Here is a 733-nt window from a genome sequence, read left to right as displayed (position 1 = left end):
CCACCGGCTGTATCAGAACCAGAACTAACGAAATCATTACAAGAAGAAAGCGTCCCGTTTAATAGCAATGACTTCTTAGGTGATCTTGAGGAAATATCACCAGAGCATGATCCTCTGATGACTGAGCTGGATGAACTGTTTGAATCTGACAACACAGTTCTTGAAGAAACTGAGCAAGAAAGTGCAGATTTTGCCGCCGAGCTAGACGCACTTCTGGAAGGCAAAGAAGGTTTTGCTGAAGAGTTAGAAAACTCATCTGTCAAAGAAAATTTGATGCCATCGGCTGAAGAGCTGTCCTCTGAAAATGGTGAGTATCAACTTCGCGAGGAACAGACTGAACCAGAAATTACCAGTAAAGAGGAAGAACCTGCATTCACGCCAACGCCGAATACCGTTGAGAATGAATTTGGCGTTCCTCAAGAAGAAGACTGGTTGCTAGACGACGTTGAGCCTGAAGCTGAAAACAAACTTGAACAAGAACCTGTCGCGGCAACGTCCACTGACGTTGATGAGGACGAGTTCAACTTTGATGAATTGGAACTGCCAGAGTTCGACGAAGAAGATGCGTTAGCTTCAATGGCCGATGAGCCTGAGCTACCAGAAGCTGAAGTTCAAACTGCAGAGCCGACCGCTGACGCGGAAGAAGAATTCAACTTCGACGAACTGGAACTGCCAGAGTTCGACGAAGAAGATGCATTAGCATCTATGGCCGATGAGCCTGAGCTACCAGAAG

The 733-nt window shown here is 46.4% G+C and carries 1 pseudogene; it reads left to right on the top strand.

The features are described 5' to 3' along the window. A pseudogene (locus R8O11_RS27370) lies at nt 1-733 on the top strand (AAA family ATPase); the annotation flags it as partial.

Source organism: Vibrio sp. 1288 (assembly GCF_033344475.1).
The sequence above is the reverse complement of the archived record's forward strand: the minus strand, read 5'-3'. Positions and strand labels throughout refer to the sequence as shown.